The organism is Paenibacillus vortex V453, from assembly GCF_000193415.1.
Taxonomy (GTDB): domain Bacteria; phylum Bacillota; class Bacilli; order Paenibacillales; family Paenibacillaceae; genus Paenibacillus_AQ; species Paenibacillus_AQ glucanolyticus.
In genome coordinates, this window is sequence record NZ_ADHJ01000013.1 from 98,047 (window position 1) to 115,586 (window position 17,540).

The 17,540-nt window shown below is 37.7% G+C and carries 11 protein-coding genes; all 11 read left to right on the forward strand.

The window, feature by feature from the left end:
• Positions 1 to 27: 27 nt before the first annotated feature.
• The 11 genes from PVOR_RS06560 (at position 28) to PVOR_RS06610 (ending at position 17,529) form a co-directional block, all read left to right on the forward strand.
• A complete protein-coding gene (locus PVOR_RS06560; RefSeq protein ID WP_006208339.1) occupies positions 28 to 960 on the forward strand; it encodes a queuine tRNA-ribosyltransferase in 933 nt (310 codons plus the stop codon).
• Positions 926 to 1,702, forward strand: a complete 777-nt coding sequence (locus PVOR_RS06565) for a hypothetical protein (protein ID WP_006208340.1) — start codon at positions 926 to 928, stop codon at positions 1,700 to 1,702. The genes PVOR_RS06560 and PVOR_RS06565 overlap by 35 nt, the downstream gene beginning before the upstream one ends.
• Complete coding sequence (locus PVOR_RS06570; RefSeq protein WP_006208341.1) at positions 1,671 to 4,862, forward strand: hypothetical protein; 3,192 nt, start codon at positions 1,671 to 1,673, stop codon at positions 4,860 to 4,862. Before PVOR_RS06565 ends, PVOR_RS06570 begins: the two co-directional genes overlap by 32 nt.
• A 68-nt stretch (positions 4,863 to 4,930) precedes the next feature.
• The gene (gene queC / locus PVOR_RS06575; protein WP_006208342.1) at positions 4,931 to 5,602 is read left to right on the forward strand and encodes a 7-cyano-7-deazaguanine synthase QueC; all 672 of its coding nucleotides are present in this window, start codon (positions 4,931 to 4,933) and stop codon (positions 5,600 to 5,602) included.
• Positions 5,599 to 6,090 (forward strand): 6-carboxytetrahydropterin synthase QueD, encoded by a 492-nt coding sequence (queD, locus tag PVOR_RS06580; RefSeq protein WP_006208343.1) that lies wholly within the window; start codon positions 5,599 to 5,601, stop codon positions 6,088 to 6,090. The genes queC and queD overlap by 4 nt, the downstream gene beginning before the upstream one ends.
• Positions 6,087 to 6,821, forward strand: a complete 735-nt coding sequence (gene queE, locus PVOR_RS06585; RefSeq protein WP_006208344.1) for a 7-carboxy-7-deazaguanine synthase QueE — start codon at positions 6,087 to 6,089, stop codon at positions 6,819 to 6,821. The genes queD and queE overlap by 4 nt, the downstream gene beginning before the upstream one ends.
• A 252-nt stretch (positions 6,822 to 7,073) precedes the next feature.
• Complete coding sequence (dpdE, locus tag PVOR_RS06590) at positions 7,074 to 10,334, forward strand: protein DpdE (RefSeq protein WP_006208345.1); 3,261 nt, start codon at positions 7,074 to 7,076, stop codon at positions 10,332 to 10,334.
• Positions 10,331 to 12,847 carry a protein DpdF gene (dpdF, locus tag PVOR_RS29075; RefSeq protein WP_006208346.1) on the forward strand — a complete coding sequence of 839 codons (2,517 nt, stop codon included), beginning with the start codon at positions 10,331 to 10,333 and terminating at the stop codon, positions 12,845 to 12,847. Before dpdE ends, dpdF begins: the two co-directional genes overlap by 4 nt.
• Positions 12,844 to 13,698: a protein DpdG gene (dpdG, locus tag PVOR_RS06600; RefSeq protein ID WP_006208347.1), complete on the forward strand. Its 855-nt coding sequence runs from the start codon at positions 12,844 to 12,846 to the stop codon at positions 13,696 to 13,698. The genes dpdF and dpdG overlap by 4 nt, the downstream gene beginning before the upstream one ends.
• Before the next feature lie 11 nt (positions 13,699 to 13,709).
• Complete coding sequence (dpdH, locus tag PVOR_RS06605) at positions 13,710 to 16,811, forward strand: protein DpdH (RefSeq protein ID WP_006208348.1); 3,102 nt, start codon at positions 13,710 to 13,712, stop codon at positions 16,809 to 16,811.
• 13 nt (positions 16,812 to 16,824) lie between these two features.
• The gene (locus PVOR_RS06610; RefSeq protein ID WP_006208349.1) at positions 16,825 to 17,529 is read left to right on the forward strand and encodes a hypothetical protein; all 705 of its coding nucleotides are present in this window, start codon (positions 16,825 to 16,827) and stop codon (positions 17,527 to 17,529) included.
• Positions 17,530 to 17,540 lie beyond the last annotated feature (11 nt).

A 17,540-nucleotide genomic window follows, 5' to 3' on the forward strand; every position in this document is an offset into this window, starting at 1 on the left:
ATATTTTTTGTGAAAGGAGATAAGAATATGGAATTTTATATTGGTTGGTCACACAGTGATGCTGTATTTTGTGATTACTTTCCTCAATGTCCAGTTTTAATTAGTGCTATACCTGACAATAGAGGTGGGGTAAAAAGGTATAAAAATAAACCTAGCAAGCTAATACTAGACTGTGGATCAGTGTTTTATGTTAAACAAAAAATTAGGCCTCCACTAAAAGATGTTTTTGATATTCAACTCTCGATCTTAGAAGATTGCGAAAAAGAAGCAAATGTTCAAATGGTTCATTTTGATGAACCATTGTTAAATAAGTCCTCTTTATCTGAACGTTACATGGCGATAGAAAGAACGCTATTTAACGCTTATGAGTATTTCAATATTTTTCATAAGTGTAATCTTCCGAAATATGTTCAACCAATGGGAGTCATCCAAGGTTATGACCAAGCTAGTATTGAGTTCTCTGCATATGAACTGATCAAGATGGGGTATACCAAATTTGGAATTGGATCGTTACTTTTTAAACATCAGACGCACCAAATTGAAATGATCAGAAGTGCTGCAGATGTTGTTGGGTCTTCAAACTTACATGTCTTTGGAGTAACAGGGATTCCCCAACTTAGTGCAATGGTTGATATTGGTGTAAATTCATTTGATTCAACACGACCAACGATGGCAGCTGCGTTCTTTCAAGTGTTCTACAGCAGACCATTTAGAACCTTTTTCCTCTCAGAATCTCGAGCTAAACCCACAAGTCCACGATTGGAAAATCCGCTTAATTGTGAATGCCCTGTATGTGAAAATGATGCAAAACAGATCTTAGTCCCATCCCCAAGAGAATATATGAAGTTAAGATCAATCCATAACTATTACCACTTACTTAGAACGTTTAACGATATTTTAGAAAATAAGAAGAGGAGGAGCGAGCATGTTGTTTCAAATGTGCTACGGACCGGAAATTGAAGTGATTTACGAAAATTTAAGAACTAATCCAGGACTGGATTTAAAGAAGTTAAAAGCAAAATTTCAGCATGTGGACAGCGGGGACATCACATCTTTAATTGAATGCGGTTTGACCGTATTAGAGGATTTACAGTTTGTATATAAAGACAAATGTAAATATTTTGTTCTACAAGACAAACCATGGTGCAACAAAGAGGTTTTATTAAAATTAAGGAAACTTTCAATTTCTGAAGATCTACCTAGCGATTCGCTTGATAAAATATTTGCTTCCCTATTTGAACAATTATTTGTCAAGCCGGATAGATTGTTTGTTAGCAATATTCACTACCAAATCAATAGCCAATTAATGAAAACATTAGTTGGGCATGAGAAAGTTAATGCATGGAAGCGAATGATGGAATGCTGGGGATTGGGTAGACGTATATATTCAGGCTTCTATGCACTTCCACAGCTTTCGTTAATGAAAAGTATCATTAAGGGGAATGAGGCATGGGAGGGCGGATTGCATCCATTTTGTGAAAATATTATTCATCCGGTCATACCATGTTTAACAGCGGAAGGAAATATATACAGAGGGGTTATCTTTTCTTTAATGGCATTACATCAAGAAGGGGTGTTGGAACTGAGTTACATGCAAGATTTACACTATAAGTCATATGGTCCCAAAAATGAATTAAATTGGATTAAGGTGGAGAGGAGATGTGATTTAAATGATGCCCTGTCTCAACAAAAATTCGCTTAAACTTTTAGTAGGAACTGCAGACGAGCGCTATGACCAATCGCCTGAGTATTTTAGAAAGACCCATTTCCCTCAAGTAATGCATAGATTTAATGACAATCAACTGATCGCCGAGGTTACGGAAGGCGAATTGCTGGAAGAACTCAAGGAAGTTGATTCTGATGGCAACAGGGTTTATTTAGTATTTGGTTCGACGGGATCAGGGAAATCTGAACTGCTTCGTTGGCTAAAAGATAAATGGTTAGTGGAGGTATCTGAACGACCGGTGGTACGAATTTCACGGACAGAGTTAAACCCTCAGACACTAATCAAAAAATGTTTAAACGCATTAAATTTGTCTTTAGATGTTTGTATTGACGAAGATAAGTGGGGGCTATTACTTAAAAAGCCTATTACGCTTGTTAACCAAATGGTCTGGACGGCACTTGCCGAATCGCTAGAATCAGATGAGGAAATTGTTCCAGCAGCACTATTGTTGAGATCAATAATTGAGAAGAATATTATTGAATTTACTTCTCAAGTTAAACGAGGAAGAATCAAAAAACCACTAGAAGTTCTACATCGTGAGCAATTCGAATCGTTACTTGCTAACACGACTGTTAATATCCCCCTGGAGTATGCAACATTTCGACAAACACTTTCTCGGAAACTGGACCATTTTCTGTTTGAAGGACGGGACATTGGAACCCTGTTTAAACAATTATCCCAGCAGATAAAAAGCAAGGGTATCCGTCCATTGCTACTCATTGACGATCTTGTTCAATCGGTTAATATTTACGCAACCAATATATTGGATCAACTTATTACATTAGAAGAGGGGAATTGGGATGTAGTAATTGGTCTAACGCCTGGCGCGGTTCAGGATACAGAACAAGGATTCAGTCTTACACAAAGAATCCAAAATCTTGACACCATAAATGACCGGGTAAAAAAGTTATGGCTATCTGACGAATCAGGGAAAGACTTTTTCAACCTAGATCGTGGACAAGTAATACCTTATATGGCTAAGTACCTTACACAGTTGAAAGCAACACAAGGCTTTAAATGCGCTCCTGAGTGTCCGTACTACGACCAATGTTCAAGTATTACCACAGAATCAAGTGAGATTGAATCTAAATTAAATGATATTGAAGTTCAGTTGCTTCCATTTAATAGCCATATGTTAAGGAGAACGTATGATGCAATTCCAATGGGAAAAGGGAAATTACGTTACATGATTTTGAATAGTAAAGAAGTTATTCGCTTTTTTCTAAGAGGTAAGAAAGATATTAGTAGAATACTTCCTATAATAAGGAGGGAGATGTTCGCTGAGCATTCGGATGTTTTTATCAAAACTCTCGCAGAATGGTATGCCTCTGAAGAAGCGGAGAAGATTACAATTTCAGAACCTGTATTAAGGTATTTTGGATATAAGGATAATCAAATCACTGTGAAACTAAATAGTGTTGGAAGTAGCTTAAGAGAGGAGCAGCAATTTCTTGATGAGCCGAAAAAAGATAGTAATAATGGTTTCAATGAAAAGGCAGTGGTTAGAGATTGGGTAGAAGGAAGAGATGTAAATGAAGAATTATTATTGCCGGTTAGATCCGGGGTAGCTGCATTGGTTCATGATGCTGTAAAGGGAATTCATATGTCCCGTTCATTCACATCCAAAACTTCATCATCCATTCAGCGAAATGAAGTTGTGAATCGAACAAGGTATCCGATTACACTCCAGAATAACAAGGATGAGTCTACAATAAGCGTCAGCAGAGGATTTACTGCTATTCAAATTGCCAACTTTCAAACCATGAAGTATTCAGAAAAGGTAAGGATATTTCAGAAAAATTCCAATGAATATGAAATTGCTAAATGGATACATCAAGCAGAGTCAATCCATGATGAATGGCTTAATTCTCTTGAACAGGCTCTTGGGTTGAATCTTCCTGTATTTGTGTACGGTATGAAAAACTGGGTTCAAAATGCTCAAATATACAGCAAATCATCTTGGGCCTCAAATGTAATTGAATATTCTCCATTCCGAACAGAATTATTAGCTCTTCTTGAGGATTGTTATTCAGATTGGTACTTGTTACGTGATAACTTTTTTCAGCCGCCTAGTAAAGCGGTTTTGACGAATGAAGAATTTGATTATTGGTTTATGAATCTTGTGCCATCGAAAATCTTAGAAAACTACCAAATTGGAGATACTACTCTAAGGGTATTTCTATCCCAATTGAAAGAAAGTTACCATAAATACTTTGAATTACTTCAAGAGAGCTTTAAGCAGTCACTCGAAAAAAGGATGAACATGATTCCATTTTTACTTGGTTCCAATAATTTGAAATTGATAGAACTTGCTGAACAAATTAAAGCTTTTAGCGGGAAGAAGAGTATTACACAACAAGACTTTGTTGCTTACACTTTGCTGGAACAAGAATTGGATGATCAAGCACTCGCCGCTCAATATAAAAGTGCTACTAATTTATTTAATGAGTTAAGGCAGTTGAGTAAACATTTTGACGAGATAATGCTTGAAGTTGCAAATCTTCTCACTGAGAGTTGTGCGCAAACAAACTATAGACAAGAAGAAGCGAAGATCAATGAAAAGGACGAAGTAATCTGGTCTGAATTAGAGGCGAGTAAAGCTAACTTAATAATTATTATTCAGGAATTGGAAAGTTTGAAAAACTGCCTTGCTCTTACTCCACGAAATTTAGTGAAGTATCTGCTGGATCTTCAAATTAAGTTAGGGGATTTAGAGCATATAAAGAAACTCCTGATTAGATTGGGGAATGGTGTAAATCGTCTAGGGAAAAAGAAACATATTGGTGCTGAGTTGAGTTCCTTAATTGCTGAATGGCAATCTATAGATTTCTATGAATTAAGAGAGCGGGTCGAAAGAAAACTTCAACATGAGCAGACCAAATTGCACCTTCTTCAAGTAATCAGAAATGATTTTGATTGTGAAGATGTTGAAAGTATCTGTCACCTACTAGAAAAAATCAACGAAAGCCCACAAATTAGGCCCTCCATAAAACGGCATATCCGATTACTTATCGAAAATGGATATAGTACACTTCCTCCAATACAATGGAAGCGTCTGCTGGATGAGATTAAAGAAAAATTCCCCAACTTGTTTGATGTTGTAGAGATTAGATTAGTTGTTGGAGACGATAAATAGTCAACTTTCGATAAGGTAGCACATCTGTTAACATTAAAATGAGACTGGTAAGAAAGTAGGTTAAGCAAATGGATAAAAAAAACAAAAAAGCCGTTGTAGTATTTAGTGGCGGTCAAGATAGTACAACTTGTTTGTTTTGGGCAATGAAGCAATTTGATGAGGTGGAGGCTGTCACCTTCAATTATGGTCAAAGGCATGCATTAGAAATTGAATGTGCTAATCAAATTGCTGATGAATTAGGAGTAAAATGGACTTTACTTGATATGAGCCTACTCGGCCAATTAACTCAAAATGCGTTGACACGTGATGATGTAGAAATTGTTCATAATGATGGCGAATTTCCAAGTACATTTGTAGAAGGACGAAACCACTTGTTTTTAAGTTTCGCGGCGGTCTTTGCTAAAGGAGTAGGGGCTCGACATATTGTAACAGGTGTATGCGAAACAGATTTCAGTGGCTATCCCGACTGCAGGGATGATTTCGTTAAATCTCTAAATGTAACGTTAAATTTAGCGATGGATCATAACTTTATCATTCATACTCCGTTGATGTGGATTAATAAAGCAGAGACGTGGGAGATGGCTGATCAGTTAGGTGCTTTTGAATTTGTACGTAAGAAGACATTAACCTGCTATAACGGGGTTATCGGGGATGGTTGTGGTAATTGTCCGGCTTGTCAGTTGAGAAAAGCTGGTCTGGATACTTTTTTACAGACAAGAAATTTGGAGCAAATGTCATGAATAAAGTACCAGGACAATTTGTCATTGTAGATGCATTGCAAAAGTTTGGAATGGATATTACTGAAAATCAGTTAAAATATCATCAGCGCAGAGTATTGGTCAGTAAGGAATTCACCTTTGACGCCGCGCATCATTTACATGCTTATGAAGGCAAATGCAAAAATCTACATGGCCATACCTATAAGGTGGTTTTTGGAATAAGTGGCTATACAAATGAGATTGGCCTGACGATAGACTTTAGCATGTTGAAAACAATTTGGCGTGAGCAAATTGAACCATTCTTAGACCACAGATATCTAAATGAAACATTGCCATTAATGAACACGACTGCGGAAAACATAGTTGTTTGGCTGTATGAGCAGATGGAAGCGGCACTAAGTACGGAAAAATACTCATCAAAAGAAGTGGACGCAAGAACTGAGTTTGTAAGGTTATTCGAAACGCCAACCAGCTATGCTGAAGCAAGACGGGAGTGGATGGCAGATTGACTCACAGAGAAAATTCTATCCCGGTTTTAGAAATATTCGGGCCAACTGTTCAAGGGGAAGGCTTGGTAATCGGACAAAAAACGATGTTTGTTCGGACGGCTGGCTGTGACTATTCCTGTTCATGGTGTGACTCCTCCTTTACATGGGATGGTTCTGCAAAGAATGAAATTAAACAATTATCTGCTCAAACGATTTACGATGAATTGAATTCTCTTGGTGGAACTACGTTCGAGCATGTAACAATTTCTGGCGGTAATCCAGCACTTATAAAGAATATTGGATATTTGGTCGATTTGCTTCATGATAAGGGGATTCGAGTTGGGTTAGAAACACAAGGAAGCAGATGGCAAGATTGGATGGCGGATATTGACGACTTGACGGTTTCCCCAAAACCACCAAGTTCAGGAATGATAACCGATTGGGATAGATTAGATGGGGTTATCAAGAACTTGAATAATAGTCCGAATGAAATATGTATTAAAGTAGTCATTTTTGATGAAGATGATCTTCAGTATGCTATAAAAGTTCATAAGCGCTATCCTCACATGAGACTGGTTTTGCAGGTCGGAAATAGCGATGTAACGACAGTTGATAGAGAAAGTTTGGTATTTGCTTTATTAGAGAAATACGAGTGGTTGATTAATCAAGTCATGGTATCAACGGAGTTGAAACAGGTTAAAGTTCTCCCGCAGTTACACACTTTGTTGTGGGGGAATAAGCGTGGGGTTTGAAGTAATTTGTTTGGAGAAGACGTGGTCTCCTAGGGAAGTAATTCAAAAGAAGTTTCATCCGTATTTTTACAATACAGAGATTGACAATCATTTGGTATTTGGTATGATTATACTAACAATAAGGGCGTAGTGGCACTTGAAATATATTAAACTATAATTTGGACTTAGAGAGACCCTACTTTTGTAGGGTCTTATTTTTTTAATCAGATCGTCAGTACTTACTAGAGTTCAATTTCTACTTGGAGGAGTTCAATGTCTAGAATCTATGTAGGTTCATTTGTTACAGTCACTTCTAACTCAATGGGAATTGGAAGTTTATCAACCATCTCAGCAGACAAGAAAACAGTTGAGGTAACTTATTTTCATTCAATTAATAAACAAACGAGTGACTGGTTCTCTATACTTGATATTAAATCGGTAGTATTGGAACACCAGTCGAGATGTTACTACTATGATGTGGAAAAAGACGAGTGGAAGATGGGAAGGGCTCTTCGCAAACTTGATGACGAGTATGAAGTAGATTTTCCAGATACATATTCTCGTTATATTTCTCAAAAGGATCTTTTTGTCCGATGTGCTGATTCTACTACTAATCCTATGGAAGTGTTGTCAATTCTAGGGCAGGAGACATCTTTTTTTTATCAGAGACGCAATTCATTTTTACAGATGCTAATAGAACAGCGAGCAGTAGCTGGCGGAATGACGGGACTGATCTCCTCGGGCATTGAAATACTTCCTCATCAAGTTGAGGTGATTCGACGCGTCTTAGAGGATCCTGTTCCTCGATACTTACTTGCAGATGAGGTCGGAATGGGCAAAACTATCGAAGCAGGAGTAATTCTTCGTCAGAAGCTATTGGATCATCCAAATCATCAAGCAATCATTTTGGCTCCTAAATATTTGTTAACTCAGTGGGAAGAAGAATTAACACAGCGTTGTTTAATTGATCAATTCCCTGAGCGAATTCATTTTGCTGGGCTAGAATCTATTGATAATAAATACAACAACATACCAGACATTATTATTGTAGACGAGGCACATGAACTAGCAAGAATGGCCTTCTCTAAGGACCCTGTTGAACAAAAACAATATGACATTTTAAAGAGTATATGTCATAGTGCCAAAACATTGCTTTTGTTATCTGCTACTCCAGTGCTAAACAATGAATGGGAGTTCTTGTCTATGCTGCATATTTTGGCTCCTGAGCAACACCGCTTAGAGGACATTGATGCTTTTAGGTATAAGCTAGATAAGCGACAAGAGGTAGGTAAAAGTCTCTTGTCATTCCGAGAGGAGACGAAACCGTTCTTAATCCAGCGACGAATTGGAAATTTCCGAATTCTCTTTAGTGAAGATAAATTACTACTGTCATTATTAGACGAATTGGAAATTAATTTGGATTCAAAGTATGAAGAAAAAAGGAAGGAATTGATACGCCGGATACGGATACATATATCAGAAACCTATCGCTTACATCGTCGGATGCTTCGTAATCGAAGGGATAATGCTACATCCTTGTTTCAACATCACAGGGGAGAGCTATCGGTTATGGAAGAGTGGGATCTGGATGAGAGAACGGAAGAACTTCATCTTATTTTGGATGATTATCGTATAGAATCGTGGGCAGCAGAGAGGGAGGTATGGGAGGATGAAAGTGCAGTCACTTCCCCTCGGCTTAGTATTTGGAGGTCTTTTCTTGAAGCAGTATGCACCGATGAAAATTTGCTTCGTGATCTAGTTAAAATTCGTAAAGAACAAAAACTGATAGAAGATATGTCTGAAATCTTCAGTAAAATTAATTTGCAGTATATTGTTGAGACTCCGCATTTTGAGGGAGAATCAGAAATGTTGGATCGCCTATTGAGAGTATTTGCTTACCCTAGTGAAATGGGGGATAAAAATCAATTACTAGCGACAATGATTCAACATACTCAAATACGGGCACAACAAAAAAAAATGTCCCCTCAAAAAATTATAGTATTCACTCAACATACTCGTGTCTGTAAGCAGGTTACTCAGTTTCTGAAAGAAACGTTTGGTGATGAGGCAGTAGGCGGATATTATATGGGATTGAATAGAGAGCAAATTGAGTTAGTTACAACTAATTTTCGTGATAATAGCGAGTGTCAGATACTCGTATGTGATAAAACTGGTGAAATAGGTCGTAATTTTCAGTTTGCAGATGAAATGATTCATTATGACCTGCCGTTTGCTCCAAATCAACTGGAACAGCGAATTGGACGACTTGATCGTATAGGTCGTAATAAGCCATTTCGAATATCAGTTCTAACTGGCCCAGATGCAGAGGTCAATTATCAGTGGGGATGGCATCAATTTTTGAAAGAAGGCCTAAATATTTATAACGATTCAATATCATCTTTGCAATTTTTCATTGATGCTATCCTACCCGACGTTTTACGCGATCTTTATATTGATGGGTTACCAGGGTTAGAAAAAAGCATAGAGGGAATGAGGGTTAAAATTCATGATGAGAAAGTGCGGATTGCTGAACAACAGATTATTGATGAAATCGATGCTCATGAGCAACAGGCAAATGGTTTCTTTGATCAGTTAGTTCTTCACGAAAGCAACCCAGAGAGAATACAGCAATCACTTGAGCCTTGGGTATGTGAAGCTATGAGATTTAAAAAAATTGAAAAAGAAGGCCGAATTATCTACAAGCCCGCTTTTGGCACGCTTTTACCTACGCAACACTTGGTTGCTCTTAACGAGCAGATGGAAAGACCAGGTTGCTTTGATCGCGAAATTGTGATTAAAAACAACAACTACAAATTGTTTCGTCTTGGTGATCCATTCTTTGATATTCTTAGTGAATATTTACGTAAGGATGATCGAGGTCAAACTTATGCATTTTGGAGAAAAGTAAAGTCTTGGACACAAGATACAGATTGGTTAGGATTTCGCCTCCATTACATTGTAGAGGGGGATCTTAAACCGTTATTAAATCTATTGGAGGTAAGGGGTCTCCAAGTGGATTCAAAAGTATATCAACGACTATTGGATAAGTTCTTCGAGCCTACTTATGTCGAAGTTATACTTGATTATCAAGGCAATAGAGTAGATGACGAACTTGAATACTTGCTGGCTAGGCCCTATTGTGATGTGGAAGACGGTGGAACGGATACGAGTATAATAAAAGATAGATTAAAAGTAATACGTGACATTTTTACAACAAAGCAATGGCAAAAAGTATGTGATTTGATTTCATCCCAGTCACGCCAATATTTAAATGAGGATCCTAAGTTTATTGAAAAATGCAGAACAAAAGCAGAAGTTGCAATCAACCATTTCAATTATTTAAAAGTTCAAGTGGAGATGAGAAAACTTTTCGAAGGTGATTCGGTAACATATGATGTATTTGACGAGGAGCAGTATGAGGCTCTAGTCCAGGGTATAAAGCAACCCAAAGTTCAGTTGGATTCGGCAGGATTTATAATTTTATCAGGAAGGGACTTGTTGAAGTCAGTGCGAAGAGGAGGAACCACATTTTGAATGAATTTGATGAATTGCAGGAATGGATTCTAAATGAAAACTTAATCTTTAAACCAAGCAATCCTTTTATTAGTAGATTTGTTGAAGCAATTCAGAGTGGTGCCATTGGGATGGATTTAGCAGCACTGATTCGGGGCGTTTTACGTTATGAATCTGAAAGAAGTGGAGGGGAGCGCATATTTCTGCGTGTCCCTCGCAGAGCCAATTGGCCAAATGAATTAATGTATAAATTAGTTGGAATAGTTATATTGGATGAAGTTCGGGATTCGTATTTATTGTGTGCTGAGACTTGGTTGCCTAATTGGCTCCCACAGGCCGATAAAGAAGGTCCTGAAAGACCACTTTTTGCATTGAAACCACGTAATCAAATGAAGGAAGTAGAAGGAGATCCATTTTTAAAGGAAGTAAATAGACTGAATTACAGATGTAATGCACAGCGTGCTGCAGTGCGCACTGTGCTTACTTCACCTCAAGATGCAACAATATTATTAAACCTTCCTACTGGAACTGGAAAAAGTTTGTGTGGACAATTGCCAGCGCTCCTGTTCTCAAGACAAGAAGGCGTTACGGTCGTCGTAGTTCCAACCGTTGCACTAGCTTTGGATCAGGAACGTGCATTAATGCCACTGATTAATCGGCCATCTGCATATTTTTCCAGTAGTTCACGTCAAAGAGAAAATAAAGAAATTCAAGAATCGATAATGAATGGAACGCAGCGTATCGTATTTGCCTCTCCAGAAAGTGTTCTTGAATCTTTAGATTATTCGTTGCAGATTGCTGCTGAGCGTGGTTATTTCAAGATGTTAGTCATTGATGAAGCGCATATTGTTTCTGGCTGGGGTGAGGGGTTTCGTCCTGCTTTTCAAGAACTTGCAGGATGGCGTAAAATGATGTTGCGTCATTCAGTTACTCCATTCCGTACGTTACTACTTTCTGCAACTGTGACCGAAGATTGTTTGGAAACATTACAAATTCTATTCGGTAGTCCGGTACAACTTAAGATGTTCTCATCGGTAACTCTTCGACCAGAACCGGCTTATTGGATGAGAAAGTGTTCAAGCAGAACGGAGAAAATTAATAAGATGTTGGAGGCAATCCGAAGTCTACCACGTCCTCTTATCGTTTATACCACCGAAGTTAAGGATGCCGAAGAAATATACTCAGCAATTCTGGCGGATGGGTACAAACGAATTCGTGTTTTTCATGGAAATACGGGACAAGATGATAGAGAAGCAATTATTCAATTATGGAGCAAAAGGCAGTTGGATATTATTGTTGCTACATCAGCGTTTGGACTTGGTGTTGACCAAGCGGAAGTTCGTGCCGTCATCCATGTCTGTATTCCTGAAAGCATAGACCGTTTTTATCAAGAGGTAGGTCGTGGTGGGCGAGATGGGAAGGCATGCCTTTCTCTTCTTATTTATGATGAAGAAGATGTTAGTCGCGGAAGAAGAATGAGTGCTGCTCAACTGATTGGAGTAGAAAAAGGGCGTCTTCGTTGGGACCGGATGTTTGCACGAAAACAGCAACTTCCAGGGCAAATAGATACTTTTCTATTCCCGATTGGTAAGCGCTCTAAAAGAATTAATGGTAGAAATGATTATAATGAACAGTGGAACCTACGTATTCTAACAATGATGTCGCGTATGGGGATAATTGAATTTGATTGGGGAGTAAGGGGACAGATTTCAGATTCAAATGATAATATTACACGAGTTGTACGGATTCTAAAACACCATCATCAAGAAGAAAGTTTCTGGAATGAGGTGGAGAAATATAGGAGGTCGAGCAGGGGGAATGATAGAGAAGAGTTCGATCTTATTAATAGGTTACTGAAAGGTGAAGAATGTGTTTCTGATGTGTTGAAAGATCTCTATTCTATTAACGATCATTCTGAAGGAATATACACAAAAAATTCTGTTGTTGCTGTACCAGCTTGTGGAGGATGTCCAGCATGTCGAAGAACGAACAAACTTCCTAGAGGAGTTCCTGGCACATCGTACCCCCTTCAATGGCCTGCTGAAAATACTACAACAGAATTACTTGAAAAGTACTTAGATCCTGTCCGACATCAGTTGTTATTGTTTAGGGAAGCAAAAGGAAGTATGCAAAATGCTTACAGTATGCGAGAAAAACAAAATATGTTTAGGACAATTCAATGGTTTCTACATCAAGGAATCCGGCATATTGTTGCAGATTCAAAATGGATTCAATGGATAAAGGAACATGAAGCATTGTCACAACGACATATATTCTTTACATCTTCTTTAGGTGAACATTCACGTCGTGCACGTGTAAAGTGGCAAATACCTACATTGGTTATTAATGAACAACCAGAAGATTCAGTAAATGTTTTTCGTTGGATGGAGCATCCAACTACCAAAGAAAATCCTGTTATCTTTATAGTTTCTAGTACAATGGCGAATCCAATACGTCCTGAAACGTTGTTGCAGAATACCTCGAATATACGATTTTATCAGTATGAAGTTTTTAAGCAGGAGGTCGGAATATGAGTTTAATTAAAACACCAGAAGCTTCTCCAGCACGTATATATGCCATTTATGCACTGATGGCTCAAATGAATGGACAACGATTAGAGATTGATGCACTTAAGAAGATGATTATGCCATCTGTTTTTGCTTCTCAAAATCTGGAGCGTAGTGAAACGGATTTTATTGGGAAAACAATCCCTGAGATGATTTCATTTGGACTTATTCAGCAAGAGAATAACTTCTTGGAAATAACCGATACAACGATTCCAAAGGGATCAATATCTTCCCAAATAGCTATGCTTCTGCCACATACCATTAGAAAAAGAGCATTAGTTCCAGAGGAAGGGCAAAATGATGATTTAGGAAGAATCATTGCATGGTACTTGTCACAGAACCCATATCGAGCACCTGGTAATTGGAAAGAAGTTGAAGAAGCACTATTAAAGCAATTAAACGACAAAATGGAATGTTCTAGTGATGCTCGTTATGGTCAGTTTGAAGATTGGTCTCTGTATTTAGGTTTTACTACTCGTATATTGAAACAACTGATACCAGACCCTACAAAAGTAATTAGATACTTTCTACCTGAACTATTTCATGACAGTCAAACTCATCTTATAGATACGATTGTTCATAGATTGGCAAAGTTATGCCCGGTATTTGAGCATGGTAGTTATCGGAGAAAAATGAATGACATATATGGAACAGAAGAACTGCTTCAGAATCACTTATCACAGTCAACCTCTTATGCTTGGCTGAGGTTGCAGGACGAAGGCATTGTTGATTTGAAGATGAAATCGGATGCAGACGTTTACGTTTTAACGGCACAAGAGAAAAAATATCGTTATTCTGAAATAACATGGAATGGATAGGAGGAAGAGATTTGAAGCCATTGTTGTGTTGGCAGACAGAGCAAGTATATAAAGTTATGGATAAGGATGCGCTACATGTTCAGCAGCACTTATTTCTTGCTACTCACCATCCAATTAAGATGTATAAACAGACGGCAAGCCCAAAAGTTCACGACAAAGGTGCATCTTACGATGAGACAACTTTCTTAAATAACTTTACATCTGGAAAAGATCAAGTTTTTGTTCCCATTCTTGGAGAATCAGGAACAGGGAAATCACATCTTATTCGCTGGTTACATGCAAAGATAGATAAAAGAGGACGTAAGGTCCTGCTTATTCCAAGGTTAACAAACCTTAAAGAAATCATCCTTATGATATTGGAAGATCTCGAAGATCCATTGTTTGAAGAATATCGGCAACGTGTCCGACATTCAGTAGGTAATATAACGTCCGAACAAGCAAAAGAAATATTACATAACAACATTACTCTTGCCATCGGTAAGAATGGTAACCATGTGGTTGAACGCTTAAGTGATGCTGAACTGTTTCTCATGGAAAATTTACCTCATCTATTCCGCGATCCAGCATTCATTCACGAGTGGTTTAAAGAAGATGGGATTATCCATCAGTTGGCGGAACATATTGTTGGTGGTAACGGAGGCCGCTTAAATGAACGTCGAGAATTCACTATTCAGGATTTACCAATAAATCTGACATATATTAACCGTGCAAGCGAAGATGCTCAGTATGTTTATAGTGAACTTGTAGCAGATTATCAACTACAGCAAGAGGCAGTTGAATGGATCAATCGAAATTTGGATCAAGCGATTTCTACAATGCTTAGCTTGTCTAGTACCGATTTGGTAAAAATCATGAATCAGATACGTATTGAATTAGCAGCCAAAAATATTGAACTTATTTTACTCATAGAAGATTTCACTGTACTACAAGGCATTGATTATCAACTACTTGATGCGCTTATCTACACATCCGCTAAAAATAATGATACCAAAACATTAGAAGATGAAGAGGAAAAAGACAAACTATGTAATATGCGCGTTGCTCTTGGCTGTACAACTGGATATTTCCAAAGGTTTGAAGATACTGTCCTAACAAGAATCTCCTTTAGGGTGACGCTTGATGTTGGAGAAGATTTAGTGCCCCCAGAAGAGATAGAGAGATTTTCTGCTAAATATCTAAATGCTTTGCGTACTCCTGAGCAAGAAATTAGGCAGTGGGCTTTAGATAAAGAGAATACTAAACCGTTGAGGTCTGCATGTGAGGACTGTTCTTTTGTTGAATCATGTCACGAAGCATTCGGACAAACAGATGGGATTGGATTATATCCTTTTAACAAAAAGGCACTTCAAATAATGTACAAAAGAGGAACCTCAGAGGAGAATTTCAATCCTCGTCTCTTAATAGGAAAAGTATTGCGTTATATTTTAGAGAATTACGCAGAACCAATATGTGAAGGACAATTTCCATCACCGGCGTTGTTCGACCATTTTGGTGGCAAATCCATAAATCGACTTTCCGTAATAGCCCAAAAGGAAATAGAACGCCTTGATCCAGTTCATTATGACCGACGATTAGCTTTAATTGAATTGTGGACAGAAGAATACGATGTAGTTGATTTTCATCCTTTTATTCATGAAGCATTCAACCTTCCACCTTTACATGATCGAAGAGTTTTCTTGCAAGAGGCAGCAACTAGTCAACAAGCAAACGGAGAATTAGTTATTGATTATACGTCAAAAGATCAGTTTTCAATAAGAGAGCACTCTCCAGAGAATAAGCAAAATTTAAAAAATGAAATTGAGTCTACCTCAAGGTCGCTTGATGATGAATTACCGCAATCCTTGATGGAACGTATACAGATCCTAGATCAATGGGCTAACGGGGGTTCTTTAAGTCAAAGTCATTCACAATTTATGCGTGATATTTTGTTTGAGGCAGTTAATGATTATATTAACTGGGATTTTGAGCAAATAAATCAGAAATGGTTCCAAGATAACGGCCTATGGTCAAAACGAAGTATAAATTTTGAATCTCAATCTACACAGCAAAAGCAAGCGTTAGGTCAAATTCGTTTGAATTTACCATGTAGGGAAAATGAACGAAAAGATACAGCACTTACTCTTCAAGGGTTGATCTACCATCAATACTATAAGCACTGGGAATTTAACAAAGGATCTGAATTTTTACGTTACTCTGCCCGTTATCTTGAGCAATGGTGTTCCATGCTAATAAAGCAGATGCGTCAAATTCCTTTAAATAATGAAGCATTCGACCCTCTTCCACTGGCTTTAGATGTGCTTGCAATAACTGCCGCAATGGGGGGGGGAGTTAAGAATAATTCTCCTGAAGGCATAACTGAAGTTCTTTTTAACCCTATCGCTTTACCAAGTGGCGTAAGGACATCAGAGTGGATTAAATTATTTGAATTATTACTCCTTCATAGAGAAGAAATAAAAAGTATAGCGCTAGCAAGGTTGTCTATCATTAAAGGTGAAACCAGAAATCGTGTGAGAATGGTGGATGCTTCAATAGTTTATAATCATGTTATGAATTTGAATTTGAGTAATTTAACCTTACCTCCAGATGATAAGGTGGGTGCATTTGATAAATTAATTAAATGCTCGGATATGTTACGCATGCAAGTATGCCAGGTGATGGAGTCTGAGCATCAAGATAAATTGAAGTGGACGGAAAAAATGAAGGAGACCTTTGGGGATACGTTAGACGGAAAGGCAACTGCTATGCAAGTCAACGAAGCACTAAAAACTGCTGTTTCATCTGCAACATTACGAGGAGATCAACATGAAATTCAGGCGGCTACTGCTACTCTAGAAGCTAGATCAATTAGTAACATAGTCCGAATTATTAGTGATAATGAAAAAAAACATGGTTTAGAACTGGCAGTTTCTTTAGGTAAATTGGCTACAAAACATATAACAGATATTACGAATAGCTTAACAATAATAGAAAAATTTTTAGAGCAGTCTACTAAAAAAGTTGAAAATGATCTGGTTCACCTACAAGGCAATGAAGCAGTACTGGAACTCGAAACAATTAGAAATGATATACAAAAGGATTTGGATTTAGTTGAATTAGCTTTTAAATCTTTTTAAAGGAGATGGGAAAATGCTTGCTGTAAAAGCGGCAACATTCATTGAGTTAGTAGAGAAAAAAAAGCTATTAGAAAAAAATAAAGAACAGATTCAATTGTATAAAACACGTCAGGGTGAACTTCGTAATGCTCTTATCGAATTAGCAAAGATTCGGTCTAAATACTTGTTAATGCGAGATGCTGGGATACCTTGTCCAGAATTAACAGAGATGCTTAGCCCTGTAGAAGTAATAGCAAACGATAAGGCGCAATTATTTATTGAGAATCCGCAGGTGGTTTTGGAGAAGACATCTTTCCATGCATTTATAAAGGTCATTAGTACTACTGTGACATCAGTTGGCCAAGAGTTATTGCAAGAATGGAAACTATATATCGAAAGTTTAATGCCCAATATACAGCAAGATACTTTAAGTATATTTAAGAGAGTGCCTGCTTTCAAACGGGAAACTGAACTTATAGAACAACATATGGATTCATTACGATTTCATAAGAGTAAATTACCGAATGATAGTGCCGAAATTGAAAAATTAAGAGAAGTGAGTAAAGTGCTACATCAACTTTGGATTAAGTTTGGTCAAGGGAATTTTCCTCCGAACATACTAGAATTTCTCAGGTTGGCAGGAAGTTCGACGGGAGCACCTTTGTCAATTTTAACGGAAGATGTATTGAAATGGCTTAATGAACATGGGATTTATAATGATTGCACTATTCGGATTTAAGCGTTAACTGC

Excerpts from the sequence above, each read along its gene's own strand:
- queC (WP_006208342.1), top strand. The coding sequence starts at position 4,931 with ATGGATAAAAAAAACAAAAAAGCCGTTGTAGTATTTAGTGGCGGTCAA.
- PVOR_RS06610 (WP_006208349.1), top strand. The coding sequence starts at position 16,825 with ATGCTTGCTGTAAAAGCGGCAACATTCATTGAGTTAGTAGAGAAAAAA.
- PVOR_RS06560 (WP_006208339.1), top strand. The coding sequence starts at position 28 with ATGGAATTTTATATTGGTTGGTCACACAGTGATGCTGTATTTTGTGAT.
- dpdG (WP_006208347.1), top strand. The coding sequence starts at position 12,844 with ATGAGTTTAATTAAAACACCAGAAGCTTCTCCAGCACGTATATATGCC.
- dpdE (WP_006208345.1), top strand. The coding sequence starts at position 7,074 with ATGTCTAGAATCTATGTAGGTTCATTTGTTACAGTCACTTCTAACTCA.
- queD (WP_006208343.1), top strand. The coding sequence starts at position 5,599 with ATGAATAAAGTACCAGGACAATTTGTCATTGTAGATGCATTGCAAAAG.
- PVOR_RS06565 (WP_006208340.1), top strand. The coding sequence starts at position 926 with ATGTTGTTTCAAATGTGCTACGGACCGGAAATTGAAGTGATTTACGAA.
- PVOR_RS06570 (WP_006208341.1), top strand. The coding sequence starts at position 1,671 with ATGATGCCCTGTCTCAACAAAAATTCGCTTAAACTTTTAGTAGGAACT.